Below are 15,070 nucleotides of genomic sequence, written 5' to 3' on the forward strand. Positions count from 1 at the left end.
CGGACAATCGCCGAGCTCAATCGGCCATGGCGTCCGCACGAACCAGGCGGCGGACTTGGACCACGTAGAGCACTCCTGCCCACCAGTACAGCGTTGTACCCCATCCGGCGAACGCCCATCCGAAAATAGCAGCGAGTGACGAGATCCATCCATGTCCGTCACTCAGCAGGAGCAACGGGAAAGCGTACATCAGATTGAAGGTGGCTGCCTTCCCCAAGAAGTTCACCTGCGGCGGCGGATAGCCATGACGCCTGAGGATGCCCACCATCACCAGCAGAACCAGCTCTCGCGCCAGCAGCACGGCGGTCAGCCAGAGCGGCAGGATCTCGCGCCAGGTGAGGCCCACCAGCGTCGAGAGAATGTAGAGCCGGTCGGCAGCGGGATCGAGCAGCCGGCCGAGGCTGCTGATCTGATTCCAGCGCCGCGCGAGCTTCCCGTCCAGGTAGTCGCTGATCCCGCTCAGCGCGAGCACCAGCAGGGCCCAGCCATCGCTGTTGGGACCCCCGAACTCCGGCCGGAGGATCAACCACAGAAAGACGGGCACGCCGACGAGACGCGCCATGCTGAGGATGTTCGGGATGGTGAGGACCCGGTCCGTCTGGACACGGGTCTCCTGGACCTCCACCCGGGGGCCTCCTGGGAAACGAGCCAACGATGCCCCCTGACCCTACCTCAACGCAAAAAAGCTCCGGCTCCTGGGCTTCGTGCCCAAGAGCCAGAGCTCTAAAGGGAGTTCGGCGGTGTCCTACTCTCCCACAGGGTCCCCCCTGCAGTACCATCGGCGCTGTGAGGCTTAGCTTCCGGGTTCGGAATGTAACCGGGCGTTTCCCTCACGCTATGACCACCGAAACACTATGAAACTGTGAACGCCGCACCATGCCTGAAAGCATGGGGCTGTTCGTGGTTTCAGAACCAACACAGTGGACGCGAGCAACTGAGGACAAGCCCTCGGCCTATTAGTACCGGTCAACTCCACCAGTTACCTGGCTTCCATATCCGGCCTATCAACCCAGTCGTCTACTGGGAGCCTTACCCCATCAAGTGGGTGGGAGTCCTCATCTCGAAGCAGGCTTCCCGCTTAGATGCTTTCAGCGGTTATCCCTCCCGAACGTAGCCAACCAGCCATGCCCTTGGCAGAACAACTGGCACACCAGAGGTTCGTCCGTCCCGGTCCTCTCGTACTAGGGACAGCCCTTCTCAAGACTCCTACGCGCACAGCGGATAGGGACCGAACTGTCTCACGACGTTCTAAACCCAGCTCGCGTACCGCTTTAATGGGCGAACAGCCCAACCCTTGGGACCGACTCCAGCCCCAGGATGCGACGAGCCGACATCGAGGTGCCAAACCATCCCGTCGATATGGACTCTTGGGGAAGATCAGCCTGTTATCCCCGGGGTACCTTTTATCCGTTGAGCGACGGCGCTTCCACAAGCCACCGCCGGATCACTAGTCCCGACTTTCGTCCCTGCTCGACCCGTCGGTCTCACAGTCAAGCTCCCTTGTGCACTTACACTCAACACCTGATTGCCAACCAGGCTGAGGGAACCTTTGGGCGCCTCCGTTACTCTTTAGGAGGCAACCGCCCCAGTTAAACTACCCATCAGACACTGTCCCTGATCCGGATCACGGACCCAGGTTAGACATCCAGCACGACCAGACTGGTATTTCAACGACGACTCACCGCGAACTGGCGTCCGCGTTTCAAAGTCTCCCAGCTATCCTACACAAGCCGAACCGAACACCAATATCAAACTGTAGTAAAGGTCCCGGGGTCTTTCCGTCCTGCTGCGCGAAACGAGCATCTTTACTCGTAGTGCAATTTCACCGGGCCTATGGTTGAGACAGTCGAGAAGTCGTTACGCCATTCGTGCAGGTCGGAACTTACCCGACAAGGAATTTCGCTACCTTAGGATGGTTATAGTTACCACCGCCGTTTACTGGCGCTTAAGTTCTCAGCTTCGCCCCACCGAAATGGAGCTAACCGGTCCCCTTAACGTTCCAGCACCGGGCAGGCGTCAGTCCGTATACATCGCCTTACGGCTTCGCACGGACCTGTGTTTTTAGTAAACAGTCGCTTCTCGCTGGTCTCTGCGGCCACCCCCAGCTCACCGAGTAAATCGGATCACCGGAGCTGGCCCCCCTTCTCCCGAAGTTACGGGGGCATTTTGCCGAGTTCCTTAACCATAGTTCACCCGAACGCCTCGGTATTCTCTACCTGACCACCTGAGTCGGTTTAGGGTACGGGCCGCCATGAAACTCGCTAGAGGCTTTTCTCGACAGCATAGGATCATCCACTTCGCCACAATCGGCTCGGCATCAGGTCTCAGCCGTATGCAAGGCGGATTTGCCTACCTTGCGGCCTACACCCTTACCCCGGGACAACCACCGCCCGGGATGGACTACCTTCCTGCGTCACCCCATCACTCACCTACTAACCGCTTGGTCCGGCGGCTCCACCACTCCCCTCAACTCCGAAGAGATCAGGGCGGCTTCACGGCCTTAGCATCACGATGCTCGATGTTTGACGCTTCACAGCGGGTACCGGAATATCAACCGGTTATCCATCGACTACGCCTGTCGGCCTCGCCTTAGGTCCCGACTTACCCTGGGCAGATCAGCTTGACCCAGGAACCCTTAGTCAATCGGCGCAAACGTTTCTCACGTTTGTATCGCTACTCATGCCTGCATTCTCACTCGTCAACCGTCCACAACTACCTTCCGGTGCTGCTTCACCCGGCAGACGACGCTCCCCTACCCATCACAGCAGGCGTTGGCCCTATATGCTGCAATGACACGACTTCGGCGGTACGCTTGAGCCCCGCTACATTGTCGGCGCGGAATCACTAGACCAGTGAGCTATTACGCACTCTTTCAAGGGTGGCTGCTTCTAAGCCAACCTCCTGGTTGTCTGTGCGACTCCACATCCTTTCCCACTTAGCGTACGCTTAGGGGCCTTAGTCGATGCTCTGGGCTGTTTCCCTCTCGACCATGGAGCTTATCCCCCACAGTCTCACTGCCGTGCTCTCACTTACCGGCATTCGGAGTTTGGCTAAGGTCAGTAACCCGGTAGGGCCCATCGCCTATCCAGTGCTCTACCTCCGGCAAGAAACACACGACGCTGCACCTAAATGCATTTCGGGGAGAACCAGCTATCACGGAGTTTGATTGGCCTTTCACCCCTAACCACAGGTCATCCCCCAGGTTTTCAACCCTGGTGGGTTCGGTCCTCCACGAAGTCTTACCTCCGCTTCAACCTGCCCATGGCTAGATCACTCCGCTTCGGGTCTTGAGCGTGCTACTGAAACGCCCTGTTCGGACTCGCTTTCGCTACGGCTTCCCCACACGGGTTAACCTCGCAACACACCGCAAACTCGCAGGCTCATTCTTCAAAAGGCACGCAGTCACGAGATACAGCAAGCTGCATCCGACGCTCCCACGGCTTGTAGGCACACGGTTTCAGGTACTATTTCACTCCCCTCCCGGGGTACTTTTCACCATTCCCTCACGGTACTATCCGCTATCGGTCACCAGGGAATATTTAGGCTTAGCGGGTGGTCCCGCCAGATTCACACGGGATTTCTCGGGCCCCGTGCTACTTGGGTGTCTCTCAAACGAGCCGTACAGATTTCAGCTACGGGGGTCTTACCCTCTACGCCGGACCTTTTGCATGTCCTTCGCCTATCCATACGGTTTCTGACTCGTCCCACGGTAAGCAGACCGTGGAAGAGAGATCCCACAACCCCGCATGCGCAACCCCTGCCGGGTCTCACACGCATACGGTTTGGCCTCATCCGGTTTCGCTCGCCACTACTCCCGGAATCACGGTTGTTTTCTCTTCCTGAGGGTACTGAGATGTTTCACTTCCCCTCGTTCCCTCCACACTGCCTATGTGTTCAGCAGTGGGTGACAGCCCATGACGACTGCCGGGTTTCCCCATTCGGAAACCCCCGGATCAAAGCCTGGTTGACGACTCCCCGGGGACTATCGCGGCCTCCCACGTCCTTCATCGGTTCCTGGTGCCAAGGCATCCACCGTGCGCCCTTAAAAACTTGGCCACAGATGCTCGCGTCCACTGTGCAGTTCTCAAACAACGACCAGCCACCCGTCACACACCAGAACTCTGATGCTTCACCGGGGCCGACATCCGAGAAGGGCGAGCAGCGCTCGCACCCTCAGACACCCAACAGCGTGCCCGACACCCTCGCCTCCCCATCTCACGTTCCACGCCGAAGCAGTACTAGCGACCAGAGCAGGTCAAGTGTGCCGAGTAGTCAACGTTCCACCCATGAGCAACCAGCATCAGACGTTCGCTGATGTACTGGCCTCTGACCAACCAGAGGTTGGTGAGAAGTGCTCCTTAGAAAGGAGGTGATCCAGCCGCACCTTCCGGTACGGCTACCTTGTTACGACTTCGTCCCAATCGCCAGTCCCACCTTCGACAGCTCCCTCCCACAAGGGGTTGGGCCACCGGCTTCGGGTGTTACCGACTTTCGTGACGTGACGGGCGGTGTGTACAAGGCCCGGGAACGTATTCACCGCAGCAATGCTGATCTGCGATTACTAGCGACTCCGACTTCATGGGGTCGAGTTGCAGACCCCAATCCGAACTGAGACCGGCTTTTTGAGATTCGCTCCACCTCACGGTATCGCAGCTCATTGTACCGGCCATTGTAGCACGTGTGCAGCCCAAGACATAAGGGGCATGATGACTTGACGTCGTCCCCACCTTCCTCCGAGTTGACCCCGGCGGTCTCCTGTGAGTCCCCATCACCCCGAAGGGCATGCTGGCAACACAGAACAAGGGTTGCGCTCGTTGCGGGACTTAACCCAACATCTCACGACACGAGCTGACGACAGCCATGCACCACCTGTACACCGACCACAAGGGGGACCCTGTCTCCAGGGTTTTCCGGTGTATGTCAAGCCTTGGTAAGGTTCTTCGCGTTGCGTCGAATTAAGCCACATGCTCCGCCGCTTGTGCGGGCCCCCGTCAATTCCTTTGAGTTTTAGCCTTGCGGCCGTACTCCCCAGGCGGGGAACTTAATGCGTTAGCTGCGGCACCGACGACGTGGAATGTCGCCAACACCTAGTTCCCACCGTTTACGGCGTGGACTACCAGGGTATCTAATCCTGTTCGCTCCCCACGCTTTCGCTCCTCAGCGTCAGTAATGGCCCAGAGATCCGCCTTCGCCACCGGTGTTCCTCCTGATATCTGCGCATTTCACCGCTACACCAGGAATTCCGATCTCCCCTACCACACTCTAGCTAGCCCGTATCGACTGCAGACCCGAGGTTAAGCCTCGGGCTTTCACAATCGACGTGACAAGCCGCCTACGAGCTCTTTACGCCCAATAATTCCGGACAACGCTTGCGCCCTACGTATTACCGCGGCTGCTGGCACGTAGTTAGTATTGGCGCTTCTTCTGCAGGTACCGTCACTTTCGCTTCTTCCCTGCTGAAAGAGGTTTACAACCCGAAGGCCGTCATCCCTCACGCGGCGTCGCTGCATCAGGCTTTCGCCCATTGTGCAATATTCCCCACTGCTGCCTCCCGTAGGAGTCTGGGCCGTGTCTCAGTCCCAGTGTGGCCGGTCGCCCTCTCAGGCGGCTACCCGTCGTCGCCTTGGTGAGCCATTACCTCACCAACAAGCTGATAGGCCGCGGGCTCATCCTTCACCGCCGGAGCTTTCCACCACCCGACCATGCGGTCAGTGGTTGTATCCGGTATTAGACCCCGTTTCCAGGGCTTGTCCCAGAGTGAAGGGCAGATTGCCCACGTGTTACTCACCCGTTCGCCACTAATCCACCCCGAAGGGCTTCATCGTTCGACTTGCATGTGTTAAGCACGCCGCCAGCGTTCGTCCTGAGCCAGGATCAAACTCTCCGTGAATGTTTACTCGGCCAGTAAATTAATACAGCCGGTTGAACACCACGAGAGCGGTGCGAGAGGAGGAATAGTCCCCTCGCACACAGCGTCCTCGCTGTGTTATTTCAAAGGAACCTCGACTATCGAACAGAATGTCCGACAGACGGGGTATCAACATATCTGGCGTTGACTTTTGGCACGCTGTTGAGTTCTCAAGGAACGGACGCTTCCTTTGTACTCACCCTCTCGGGCTTTCCTCCGGGCGCTTCCCTTCGGTGTTCCAAACTCTATCAGTGTTTTTCCGGCTCTCTGACCACCATTCCGCGGACATGCGGAAGGGGACCCTGAGATTAGGATCTGACAAGTTTGGGTGCTGCTGAGTAAGGACGCTGGGTAGCATCACTCGGCCTCAAGCAGGAGTACGACTGTACACGGGGCCCTGAAGCGCGTGCAAATCGGTTGGACTGGTGGTCTAGACCACTAGCTGATAGCTTTCATGCGGAACCCGTAGTTCATCTGTCATACGCTGCTGCTCAGCGCCCCGTCCGGGCTCACCGGCGACGGTATATACGCAGCTCCACCCTGGGAGGCTTGCCATGACCACCGTGACGTCCCCTCTTGCAGGACGCGCCATCGGACTGGCGTCCGTGCCGGATCCGGTCTTCTCCGGGGCCATGGTCGGCCCGGGCACGGCGATCGACCCCGTGCGTGAGCCGTCCGAGGCCGTGGCGCCGGTGGACGGAATCATCATCTCCCTGCATCCGCACGCCTTCGTGGTCGTCGACGAGCAGGGCCATGGGGTGCTGACCCACCTCGGTATCGACACCGTGCAGCTCAACGGCGAGGGCTTCGAACTGCTCGTCGGCAAGGGCGACACCGTGACGCGTGGTCAGGCCATCGTGCGCTGGGACCCCGCCGCCGTCGAGGCCGCCGGGAAGTCCCCGGTCTGCCCGATCGTGGCGCTGGAGGCCACCACCGAGTCCCTCTCCGGTCTCCGTGACGACGGCGATGTGAAGGCCGGCGACAGTCTCTTCGACTGGAAGTGACGTCAGTGCCGTCGTATGACGGCCAGTAGGACAACCACCGCGGCGGCGGGACCCGCCGCTCTATCGGAGACGGGTGAGATGGAGACAACGCTGCGAGGCGTCGGCGTGAGCCACGGTGTGGCGATCGGCGAGGTTCGGCACATGGGAACGGCGGTGCTGGAGCCGCCTGCCAAGCAGATACCGGCGGAGGAGGCGGAGCGCGAACAGGGGCGCGCCCGCCAGGCGGTGGAGGCTGTTGCGGCCGACCTGACCGCGCGGGGCAATCTGGCGGGAGGCGAAGCCCAGGCGGTGCTCGAGGCGCAGGCCATGATGGCCCAGGACCCCGAGCTGATCGCGGACGTGGATCGGCGGATCGCCGTCGGCAGCACGGCCGAGCGTGGCGTGTACGACGCGTTCGCCGCGTATCGGGAGCTGCTGGCGGCGGCCGGTGAGTACCTGGCCGGTCGCGTGGCCGACCTCGACGACGTGCGGAACCGTATTGTCGCCCGGCTGCTGGGGGTTCCCATGCCGGGTGTCCCGGACAGCGACGAGCCCTATGTGCTCGTGGCCCGTGACCTCGCGCCTGCCGACACGGCCCTCCTCGACCCGACCCTGGTGCTCGGTTTTGTCACCGAGGAGGGCGGGCCGACCAGCCACAGCGCGATCCTGGCGAGGGCGCTCGGCGTTCCGGCCGTGGTGGCGCTGCCGGGTGCCGGTGAGCTCGCCGAGGGCACGGTGATCGCCGTGGACGGAAGTACCGGGGACATCTTCGTCAATCCGAGCGAGGAGAAGAAGGCGCAGCTCGAGGCCGCGGCGGCGGAGCGCAAGGCCGCGCTGGCGGCCTCGACCGGGCCGGGTGCCACCGCCGACGGGCACAAGGTGCCGCTGCTGGCCAATGTCGGCGGGCCGGCCGATGTGCCGGCCGCCTTGGAGGCGGGCGCCGAGGGTGTCGGTCTTTTCCGCACCGAGTTCCTCTTCCTCGACGACAGCAAGAACGCGCCGTCTGAGCAGAAGCAGGTCGACGCCTACCGAAAGGTCCTCGAGGCGTTCCCCGAGGGCCGTGTCGTCGTGCGTGTACTGGACGCGGGTGCGGACAAACCGCTGGACTTCCTGACTCCGGCGGACGAGCCGAACCCGGCGCTGGGCGTGCGGGGTCTGCGGACGCTCCTCGATCATCCCGAGATCCTGCGCACGCAGCTGACCGCGCTGGCGAAGGCCGCAGAGGGGCTGCCGGTCTACCTCGAGGTGATGGCCCCGATGGTGGCGGACCGGACCGACGCGAAGGCGTTCGCCGACGCGTGCCGCGAGGCGGGGCTGCGGGCGAAGTTCGGCGCGATGGTGGAGATCCCCTCGGCTGCTCTGCGGGCGCGGTCGATCCTGCAGGAGGTCGAGTTCCTGTCGCTGGGAACCAATGACCTCGCGCAGTACACGTTCGCCGCGGACCGGCAGGTGGGTGCGGTGTCGCGGTTGCAGGACCCGTGGCAGCCCGCGCTGCTCGACCTGGTCGCGCTGTCCGCGGAGGCCGCGAAGGCCGAGGGCAAGAGCTGTGGGGTGTGCGGCGAGGCCGCGTCCGACCCGCTGCTGGCCTGTGTGCTGACGGGTCTGGGTGTCACCTCCCTCTCCATGGGTGCGGCGTCCCTTCCTTATGTCCGGGCGACGCTGGCCAAGTACACGCTGGCCCAGTGCGAGCGCGCCGCGTCGGCCGCGCGGGCGGCGGACAGCGCCGAGGAGGCGCGCAGCGCGGCCCAGGCGGTGCTGTCCGGCGAGTAGGCACGCCGGTCACCGACGCTGGCTTCTTTCAGGGGCGCTCCGCCTGCGGGTGGGCGCCCCTGGTGTGTTCAGTGGCGGTGTCCGGGTGTCGTGTCCCCCTCTCCGAGGCCGGGAGGCGCGCAGTAGTCGACGCCGGATTCGGGGGCGATGAGGTCCCCGGATTCGATGTCGGTGCAGTAGGCGTCGAAGACCTCGCCCGCGGTGAGGGGTGCGAGGCCGTCTCCGCGCAGGCGCCAGCCGTAGATCCGGTCGGTGGCACCGGGGGCGCTGGTGCGCATGACGAGTCCGCCGGGGCTGTGCGTGGCGAGGCCCAGGGCGAGGACGGTGGTGAATTCGAGGGCCTCCGCCTCGTCCAGATGGGTGTCGCCGTCGGTGTCCTGGTCGGCGTGGAGGACGGCGGCGAGAGATTCCGGCGGGCCCGAGACGCTGCAGACGAGGTGCCGGTCGCCGGGTGGGGCCGTTTCGATGATGCGGGCGAGGAGTTCGGCGGCGTGGGCGAAGGCGGCTCGGCCGATGTCCTCGCCGCAGGTGGGGCAGGGGCCGAGGCGGGCCAGCAAGGTGCTCGCGTACTCCCATGTGGCCTGTCGGACGGCCTCGTCGACGAGGGCGGGCACGAGTTCGTCGAGGGGTTGGCCCTCGTAGGGAACGGTGGCGCCCGTGGCGGCCAGTTCCGCCGTGAAGCGGGCGCGGCTCGTCGGGGCGTCGGGGTCGAGGCCGGTCTCCGCGCAGAAGTCGGCGTATTCCTCGGGGTCGAAGAGGGCCAGTGTGGTGTGGCTGCCCTGTGTGGCGCGGATCCTGAGGAGGGCCTCCATCTGCTGGAGATAGGTGGTGTGGTCGTCGAAGGTGAAGCTGCGGTAGCGCCGCATGGCACGGAAGTCGTGCTCGTCGGTCAGCAGGCCGATGGTGCCCGCGATCTCGCGGCGCAGAACGCGTCGCATGGTCTGGTGGTCGGTGTGCGCCATGTTTCCCCCTGTGCGCGGTCGATCAATGCTCACTCACAGTAATCGGGGGCACTGACAACGGGGATCGCTCGAGGTGTCGACGGATCTGGTCGACGGACCTGGCGGTGCTGAATGAGGCAGGTCGCTGCGAACGCGGGCCGGCCCCGGACTTCGCCGCTGTGCTCGGTGAGTCCGAGGCCGCCCGTGGAGGCTGTGCTGATCGTCCGGGGAGGTCAGGCGCGCTTGCGGGCCAGGTCCTCGTAGAAGTCCAGCAGGTCCAGGTTGTCGATGGAGCCGGGGTTGACCGCCTTTTCCAGGGGTGTGCCCTGGAGCACGCGCTTGACCGGGACCTCGATGCGCTTTCCGGTGAGGGTGTGCGGGACGCCGGGCACCTCGATGATCTCGTCGGGGACGTGGCGTGGCGAGAGCTGTTCGCGGATGGCCTGCTTGATGCGGTTCAGGAGGGCCTCGTCGAGGACGGCGCCCGGGACCAGGTGCACGAAGAGCGGCATCCAGTAGCCGCCGTCGGGCTGTTCGATGCCGATGACCAGGGATTCCTTGATCTCGGGGAGGCGTTCGACGACCTCGTAGATGTCGGCCGAACCCATGCGCACGCCTTGGCGGTTGAGGGTGGAGTCGGAGCGGCCGTGGATGACGACGGAGCCCCGTGAGGTGACGGTGATCCAGTCGCCGTGGCGCCAGACGCCGGGGTAGGTGTCGAAGTAGCTGTCGTGATAGCGGCTGCCGTCCGGGTCGTTCCAGAACCGGATCGGCATCGAGGGCATGGGGTTGGTGACCACCAGTTCGCCCACCTCGTCGACGAGGGGTCTGCCGCTCGGGTCCCAGGACTGCAGGTCGGTGGCCAGGCTGGGTGCCTGGAGTTCGCCGATGTACACAGGGAGCGTCGGTACGGCTCCCGCGAAGCAGGAGCACACGTCCGTGCCTCCGCTCACTGAGGCGATCCACAGGTCGTCGCGGACCTCGTCGTGCAGCCAGCGGAACCCGTCGGGCGGCAGGGGCGAGCCGGTCGTGGCGACGCATTGCACCTTGGAGAGGTCGAAGTCGCGGGACGGGTGGACTCCCGCCTTGCGGCAGGCCATGACGTAGGCGGCCGAGGTGCCGTACAGGGTGGCTCCGGTGCGTTCGGCGATTCGCCACTGGGCGCCGGTGTCCGGGTAGCCGGGGCTGCCGTCGTACAGGACGATCGTGGTGCCCGTGAGCAGGCCGGAGACGAGGAAGTTCCACATCATCCAGCCGGTCGAGGTGTACCAGAAGAAGCGGTCTTCGGGGCCCAGGTCGCAGTGCAGGCCGAGCTGTTTGAGGTGTTCGACGAGGATGCCGCCCTGAGACTGGACGATGGCCTTGGGCAGGCCGGTCGTGCCCGAGGAGTAGAGCACCCACAGGGGGTGGTCGAACGGGACCTGTTCGAAGACGGGCTCCGTGTCGGCGGACGTCAGCGCCGCCCAGTCCAGGGCACCGTCGGGTGCGGTGCTGCCAAGGAGGGGGATGTGGACGACGGCGCGCAGGGTGGGCAGTTCGCGGCGCAGTTCGGCGACGATCTCGCGGCGGTCGTGCTCCTTGCCGCCGTAGCGGTAGCCGTCGACGGTGAACAGGACGACGGGTTCGACCTGCTGGAAGCGGTCGAGGACGCTGCGGGCGCCGAAGTCGGGCGCGCAGGAGGTCCACACGCCGCCCACGGCCGCCGTGGCGAGGAGGGCGACGACGGCCTGGGGGATGTTCGGGAGGTAGCCGCTGACGCGGTCTCCGGGGCGTACGCCGAGGGCGCGCAGTTCGGTGGCGAGGGAGCCCACCTGGCGGCGCAGTTCGGACCAGGTCACCGGGCTCGGCTCGTGGGTCTCGTCGACGTACAGGAGCGCGGGTTCGTCCCCGCGGGTCTCGGCGGCGCGCAGGGCGTGCTCGGCGTAGTTCAGGGTCGCCCCGGGGAACCACTGCGCACCGGGCATCGAGCGGTCGCCCAGCACGCGCGTGCAGGGCGTGGAGAACCGTACGTCGAACCACTCCGTGAGGGCTTTCCAGAACGTGTCCAGCTGATCGACGGACCAGCGGTGGAGGGCCGCGTAGCCGCCTTCGGCGGGGGCGCCGTGGTGCTCGGCGGCCCAGGCCTGGAACCTGGTGATGCGTGCCTGGGCGATGCGCTCGGGATCTGGCTGCCAGAGCGGCTGGGGGTTCGCGGTCGACATGGGGCGGCTCCCGGACTGTGCGCGTTGTGGGCGTCGGTCGCGCACGGGCTGGGTTGTGCGCGTGACGCGGCTGACAGGGACGATGCCATGTGATCGACTTCTACACCAGGGTGCGCCCCACATGGTCCGTGTCGTGAAGATGTGGCCCTGGCAAGGGTGAACGGCAGTTGAACGACACGCGCGCGTGGGGCGGTCAGTGGCAGGGTGAACAGCATGGACGGTCGTGACCTGGTGCGTTCGGTGAAGGTGGTCGGCTCGACGGGGGCGGCTCAGGGTTTGCGTACCGTATGGGCCGCGTGGCGCAGGAGGCGTACCGACGCCACGGGGCTGCCACCGCGCGGTGTCGAGCGTGCGCGTGTGCCTGGGCCGGTGCGGAGCGCGGAGCCCGGGCCGGGGGGCGGTGTCATCCGCTTCAGCCGGTCCGAGCTGCGGATCGTGGTCGCTGTGAACGGGGCCGTCTTCTGGGGCTGGGACGGGGCGGGCCCCGAGCCGTCGTACGCGCTCGCGGGGCACAGTCCCGAGCCGGATCCGCGGGCGGTGCTGGAGCCGGACAAGGACGGCGGCTGGCGTGTCGTGGCGGAGCGGGCAACGGTCGTGGTCTCGCGGCACGGCGCGGTCGAGGTGTGCACGCCCGGCGGCGTGACGCTGCGGCGGGATCTGCCGCCGCGGTGGTGGGAGCCGGTCGGCGGTGGCACGGCGCGCTGGATGCAGCGCTCGGAGGTGGCCGCGGACGCGCGATTCTTCGGGCTGGGCGGCCGCGCGTCGGGGCTCCGGTTGCGCGACGGGACGTACCGGTTGTGGAACACCGACCCCGGGCATGCCTTCGGTCCTGGTGACGATCCGCTGTACATCACGATGCCGGTGCAGTTGGTGGTGGCCGACGCGGCCACGCACCTGGTGTTCCACGACTCCTCGTGGGACGGGACGGTGACGCTGCGGGAGGGTGCGGAGGGTGCGGGCTCCGGCCATGACCAGGCCGGGCGGTGCGAGCTGCGGATGGAGGGCGGCCCACTGCGCCGCTGGGTGATCGTGGGTACCCCGGCGCGCGTGCTGCACGCGTGGGCCTCGCTGACCGGGGCACCCGCGCTGCCGCCGGAGTGGGCGCTGGGTCACCATCACGCGCGCTGGGGGTTCGGCAGCGAGGACGAGGTGCGGCGGATCGTCGCGGGCTACCGGGAGCGCGGTCTGCCGCTGGACGCCGTCCATCTGGACATCGACCACTACGACGCGCACCAGGTGTTCACCGTCGACGAGGAGCACTTCCCCAAGCTGCCGGGGCTCGCGGAGGAGCTGCGGCGGGACGGGGTCAGACTGGTGTCGATCGTCGATCCCGCGGTGAAGGCCGCGCCGGGCAACGCCGTGTACGACAGCGGGAAGGCCGTGGACGCCTTCGTGCGGGACGCCTCGGGGCGGACGGTGCGGGGCGTGGTGTGGCCCGGTGAGTCGGTCTACCCGGACTTCACGCACGCGCGCGTGCGGAAGTGGTGGGGCGGGCTCTACGAGGAGCGGCTCGCGCAGGGTTTCGCGGGGTTCTGGCACGACATGAACGAGCCCACGTCCTTCACGGCCTTCGGCGAGTCGACGCTGCCGCGTTCGGCACGGCACTGCCTGGAGGGTCGCGGCGGCGACCACAGGGAGGCGCACAACGTCTATGCCCTGTGCATGGCCAGGGCCGGCTACGAGGGGCTGCGTGAACTGACCCCCCAGCAGCGGCCGTTCCTGTTCTCGCGCTCGGGCTGGGCCGGAATGCAGCGGTACGGGGGCACGTGGTCCGGGGACGTGGCCACCGGATGGCCGGGGCTGCGCGCGTCCCTGTCGCTCGTCATGGGGCTCGGGCTGTGCGGTGTGCCGTACTCGGGACCGGACGTGGGCGGGTTCGACGGGAGCCCGTCGCCCGAGCTGTTTCTGCGGTGGTTCCAGCTCGGCGCGTATCTGCCGTTGTTCCGGACGCACGCGAGTCTGCGGGCGGGGCGCAGGGAGCCCTGGGAGTTCGGCGCCGAGGTTCTGGAGCACGCGCGTGTGGCGCTCGTCGAACGGCGGCGTCTGCTGCCGTACTTCATGACGCTGGCGCATCTGGCCCGCCGTACCGGCGCGCCCTATGTGCGGCCGCTGTGGTGGGGGGCGCCGGAGGACCGGGCGTTGCGCGACTGCGAGGACGCGTTCCTGCTGGGAGACTGCCTCCTGGTGGCGCCGGTGCTCGATCCGGGCGCGGACCGGCGGGCGGTGCAGCTGCCCCGGGGGCGCTGGTACGACACGGCGACGGGGAGTGCCTACGAGGGTCCCGGGCAGGTCCTGGTCGACGCTCCTTTGTCGCGGATCCCGGTGCTCGCGCGCGCGGGGGCCGTGGTGCCCGTGCGGGGTGACGACGGCACGCTGGAGCTGGAGGTGTGGGCGCCCGCTCGTGGGCGGACCGGCGGCGGACTGGTCGTGCCGGACGCGGGCGACGGGTGGGACGAGCCGGAGGTCGAGCGCTACGTCGCCCGCTGGGAGGGCCGGCGGGTGGTGGTCACGCGGGAGGGCGAGGACGGCGTGAGCGAGTCGCCCTACCCGGTGCGCATACGAGGGCTGGGGTGAGCGCCGGGCTCAGTACCGGCCCTCGAACCATGCCCGCGCGGCCAGCGTGTGCAGTGGGAAGGCGAGTTCCTCCGGCCTGCGCAGCAGATGCCAGCCCTCGGTCTCGTCGGTCGCGTGGGAGGCGGGCAGTCCCTCGGCCGGTCGTTCCGGAAGGAGCCCGAAGAGCAGCAGGTGCCCGTCGGGTGAGCTCATCGCGTCGACGAGCCGTACGTCGCGGCTCGCGGCGTCGATGCCCGTCTCTTCCTTGAGTTCGCGGACGACTGCCTGCCGCCAGTCCTCGCGGTCGTCGATGTAGCCGCCGGGCAGTGCGGTGCGCCCGCGCGCGGGAGCGATGTTCCGGGTGATGACGACCAGGGCGGTGCCCTTCGTGTCGTATACGGGCTGGAGTGCGATCGCGACCGGCAGGGGGTTGCGATAGGTGATGGTCCCGCAGGCCGGGCAGGTGCGGGGCCAGCCGGAGACTCCGTCTCCGTAGGGCGCTCCGCAGCTCGAACAGTGTGAGCCTTGAGCGGAGTTGGCAGTTGGGTGCTGGATTTCGGACACGCGCGGACTGTATCCGATCGTAGGAACGGCGTCTTCCGCTCGCCGACCTGTACGGAAATGAACGGAACAGGAGGGGCGGCCGGAACCACCCCCGTCGGCCCCACCCGCCCCTCCCGATACCACGACGCAGGAAGGGAGCATCCGGTTCGC

General features: G+C 65.7%; 7 protein-coding genes and 3 rRNA genes. 3 read left to right on the top strand and 7 right to left on the bottom strand.

The genetic code is table 11. The annotated features are described in order from the left end of the window. Positions 1-16 precede the first annotated feature (16 nt). The 4 genes from clsA to N8I87_RS06760 form a co-directional block, all read right to left on the bottom strand. On the bottom strand, positions 17-625 hold the full coding sequence (gene clsA / locus N8I87_RS06745) for a cardiolipin synthase ClsA (protein ID WP_263206409.1): 609 nt from the start codon (positions 623-625) through the stop codon (positions 17-19). 107 nt (positions 626-732) lie between these two features. After that, positions 733-849: ribosomal RNA gene (gene rrf, locus N8I87_RS06750) — 5S ribosomal RNA — on the bottom strand. A gap of 87 nt (positions 850-936) precedes the next feature. Then, positions 937-4,056, bottom strand: a 23S ribosomal RNA gene (locus N8I87_RS06755). Between the two features lie 306 nt (positions 4,057-4,362). Further along, positions 4,363-5,890, bottom strand: a 16S ribosomal RNA gene (locus N8I87_RS06760). Together the 16S, 23S and 5S rRNA genes form the textbook arrangement of a ribosomal RNA operon. A 572-nt stretch (positions 5,891-6,462) precedes the next feature. On the opposite strand from N8I87_RS06760, the gene N8I87_RS06765 reads away from it, so the two are divergent. Together N8I87_RS06765 and ptsP are read left to right on the top strand one after the other, a co-directional pair. Next, positions 6,463-6,912 (top strand): PTS sugar transporter subunit IIA, encoded by a 450-nt coding sequence (locus N8I87_RS06765; RefSeq protein WP_263206411.1) that lies wholly within the window; start codon positions 6,463-6,465, stop codon positions 6,910-6,912. Between the two features lie 78 nt (positions 6,913-6,990). After that, positions 6,991-8,661, top strand: coding sequence for a phosphoenolpyruvate--protein phosphotransferase (ptsP, locus tag N8I87_RS06770; protein ID WP_263206412.1), 1,671 nt, complete (start codon positions 6,991-6,993; stop codon positions 8,659-8,661). A gap of 68 nt (positions 8,662-8,729) precedes the next feature. Here the strand turns inward: ptsP and N8I87_RS06775 are convergent, their stop codons facing one another. Further along, on the bottom strand, positions 8,730-9,623 hold the full coding sequence (locus tag N8I87_RS06775) for a DUF8829 domain-containing protein (protein ID WP_263206414.1): 894 nt from the start codon (positions 9,621-9,623) through the stop codon (positions 8,730-8,732). A 212-nt stretch (positions 9,624-9,835) separates the two neighbouring features. Beyond that, positions 9,836-11,803 (bottom strand): acetoacetate--CoA ligase, encoded by a 1,968-nt coding sequence (locus N8I87_RS06780; RefSeq protein WP_263206416.1) that lies wholly within the window; start codon positions 11,801-11,803, stop codon positions 9,836-9,838. Positions 11,804-12,016: 213 nt separating this feature from the next. Between N8I87_RS06780 and N8I87_RS06785 the strand changes: the two genes are divergently transcribed. Continuing rightward, the gene (locus N8I87_RS06785) at positions 12,017-14,377 is read left to right on the top strand and encodes a glycoside hydrolase family 31 protein (protein WP_263206417.1); all 2,361 of its coding nucleotides are present in this window, start codon (positions 12,017-12,019) and stop codon (positions 14,375-14,377) included. Between the two features lie 9 nt (positions 14,378-14,386). Here the strand turns inward: N8I87_RS06785 and N8I87_RS06790 are convergent, their stop codons facing one another. Then, the gene (locus tag N8I87_RS06790; protein ID WP_263206419.1) at positions 14,387-14,920 is read right to left on the bottom strand and encodes an NUDIX domain-containing protein; all 534 of its coding nucleotides are present in this window, start codon (positions 14,918-14,920) and stop codon (positions 14,387-14,389) included. Positions 14,921-15,070: the final 150 nt, after the last annotated feature.

Source organism: Streptomyces sp. HUAS 15-9 (assembly GCF_025642155.1).
Lineage (GTDB): Bacteria > Actinomycetota > Actinomycetes > Streptomycetales > Streptomycetaceae > Streptomyces.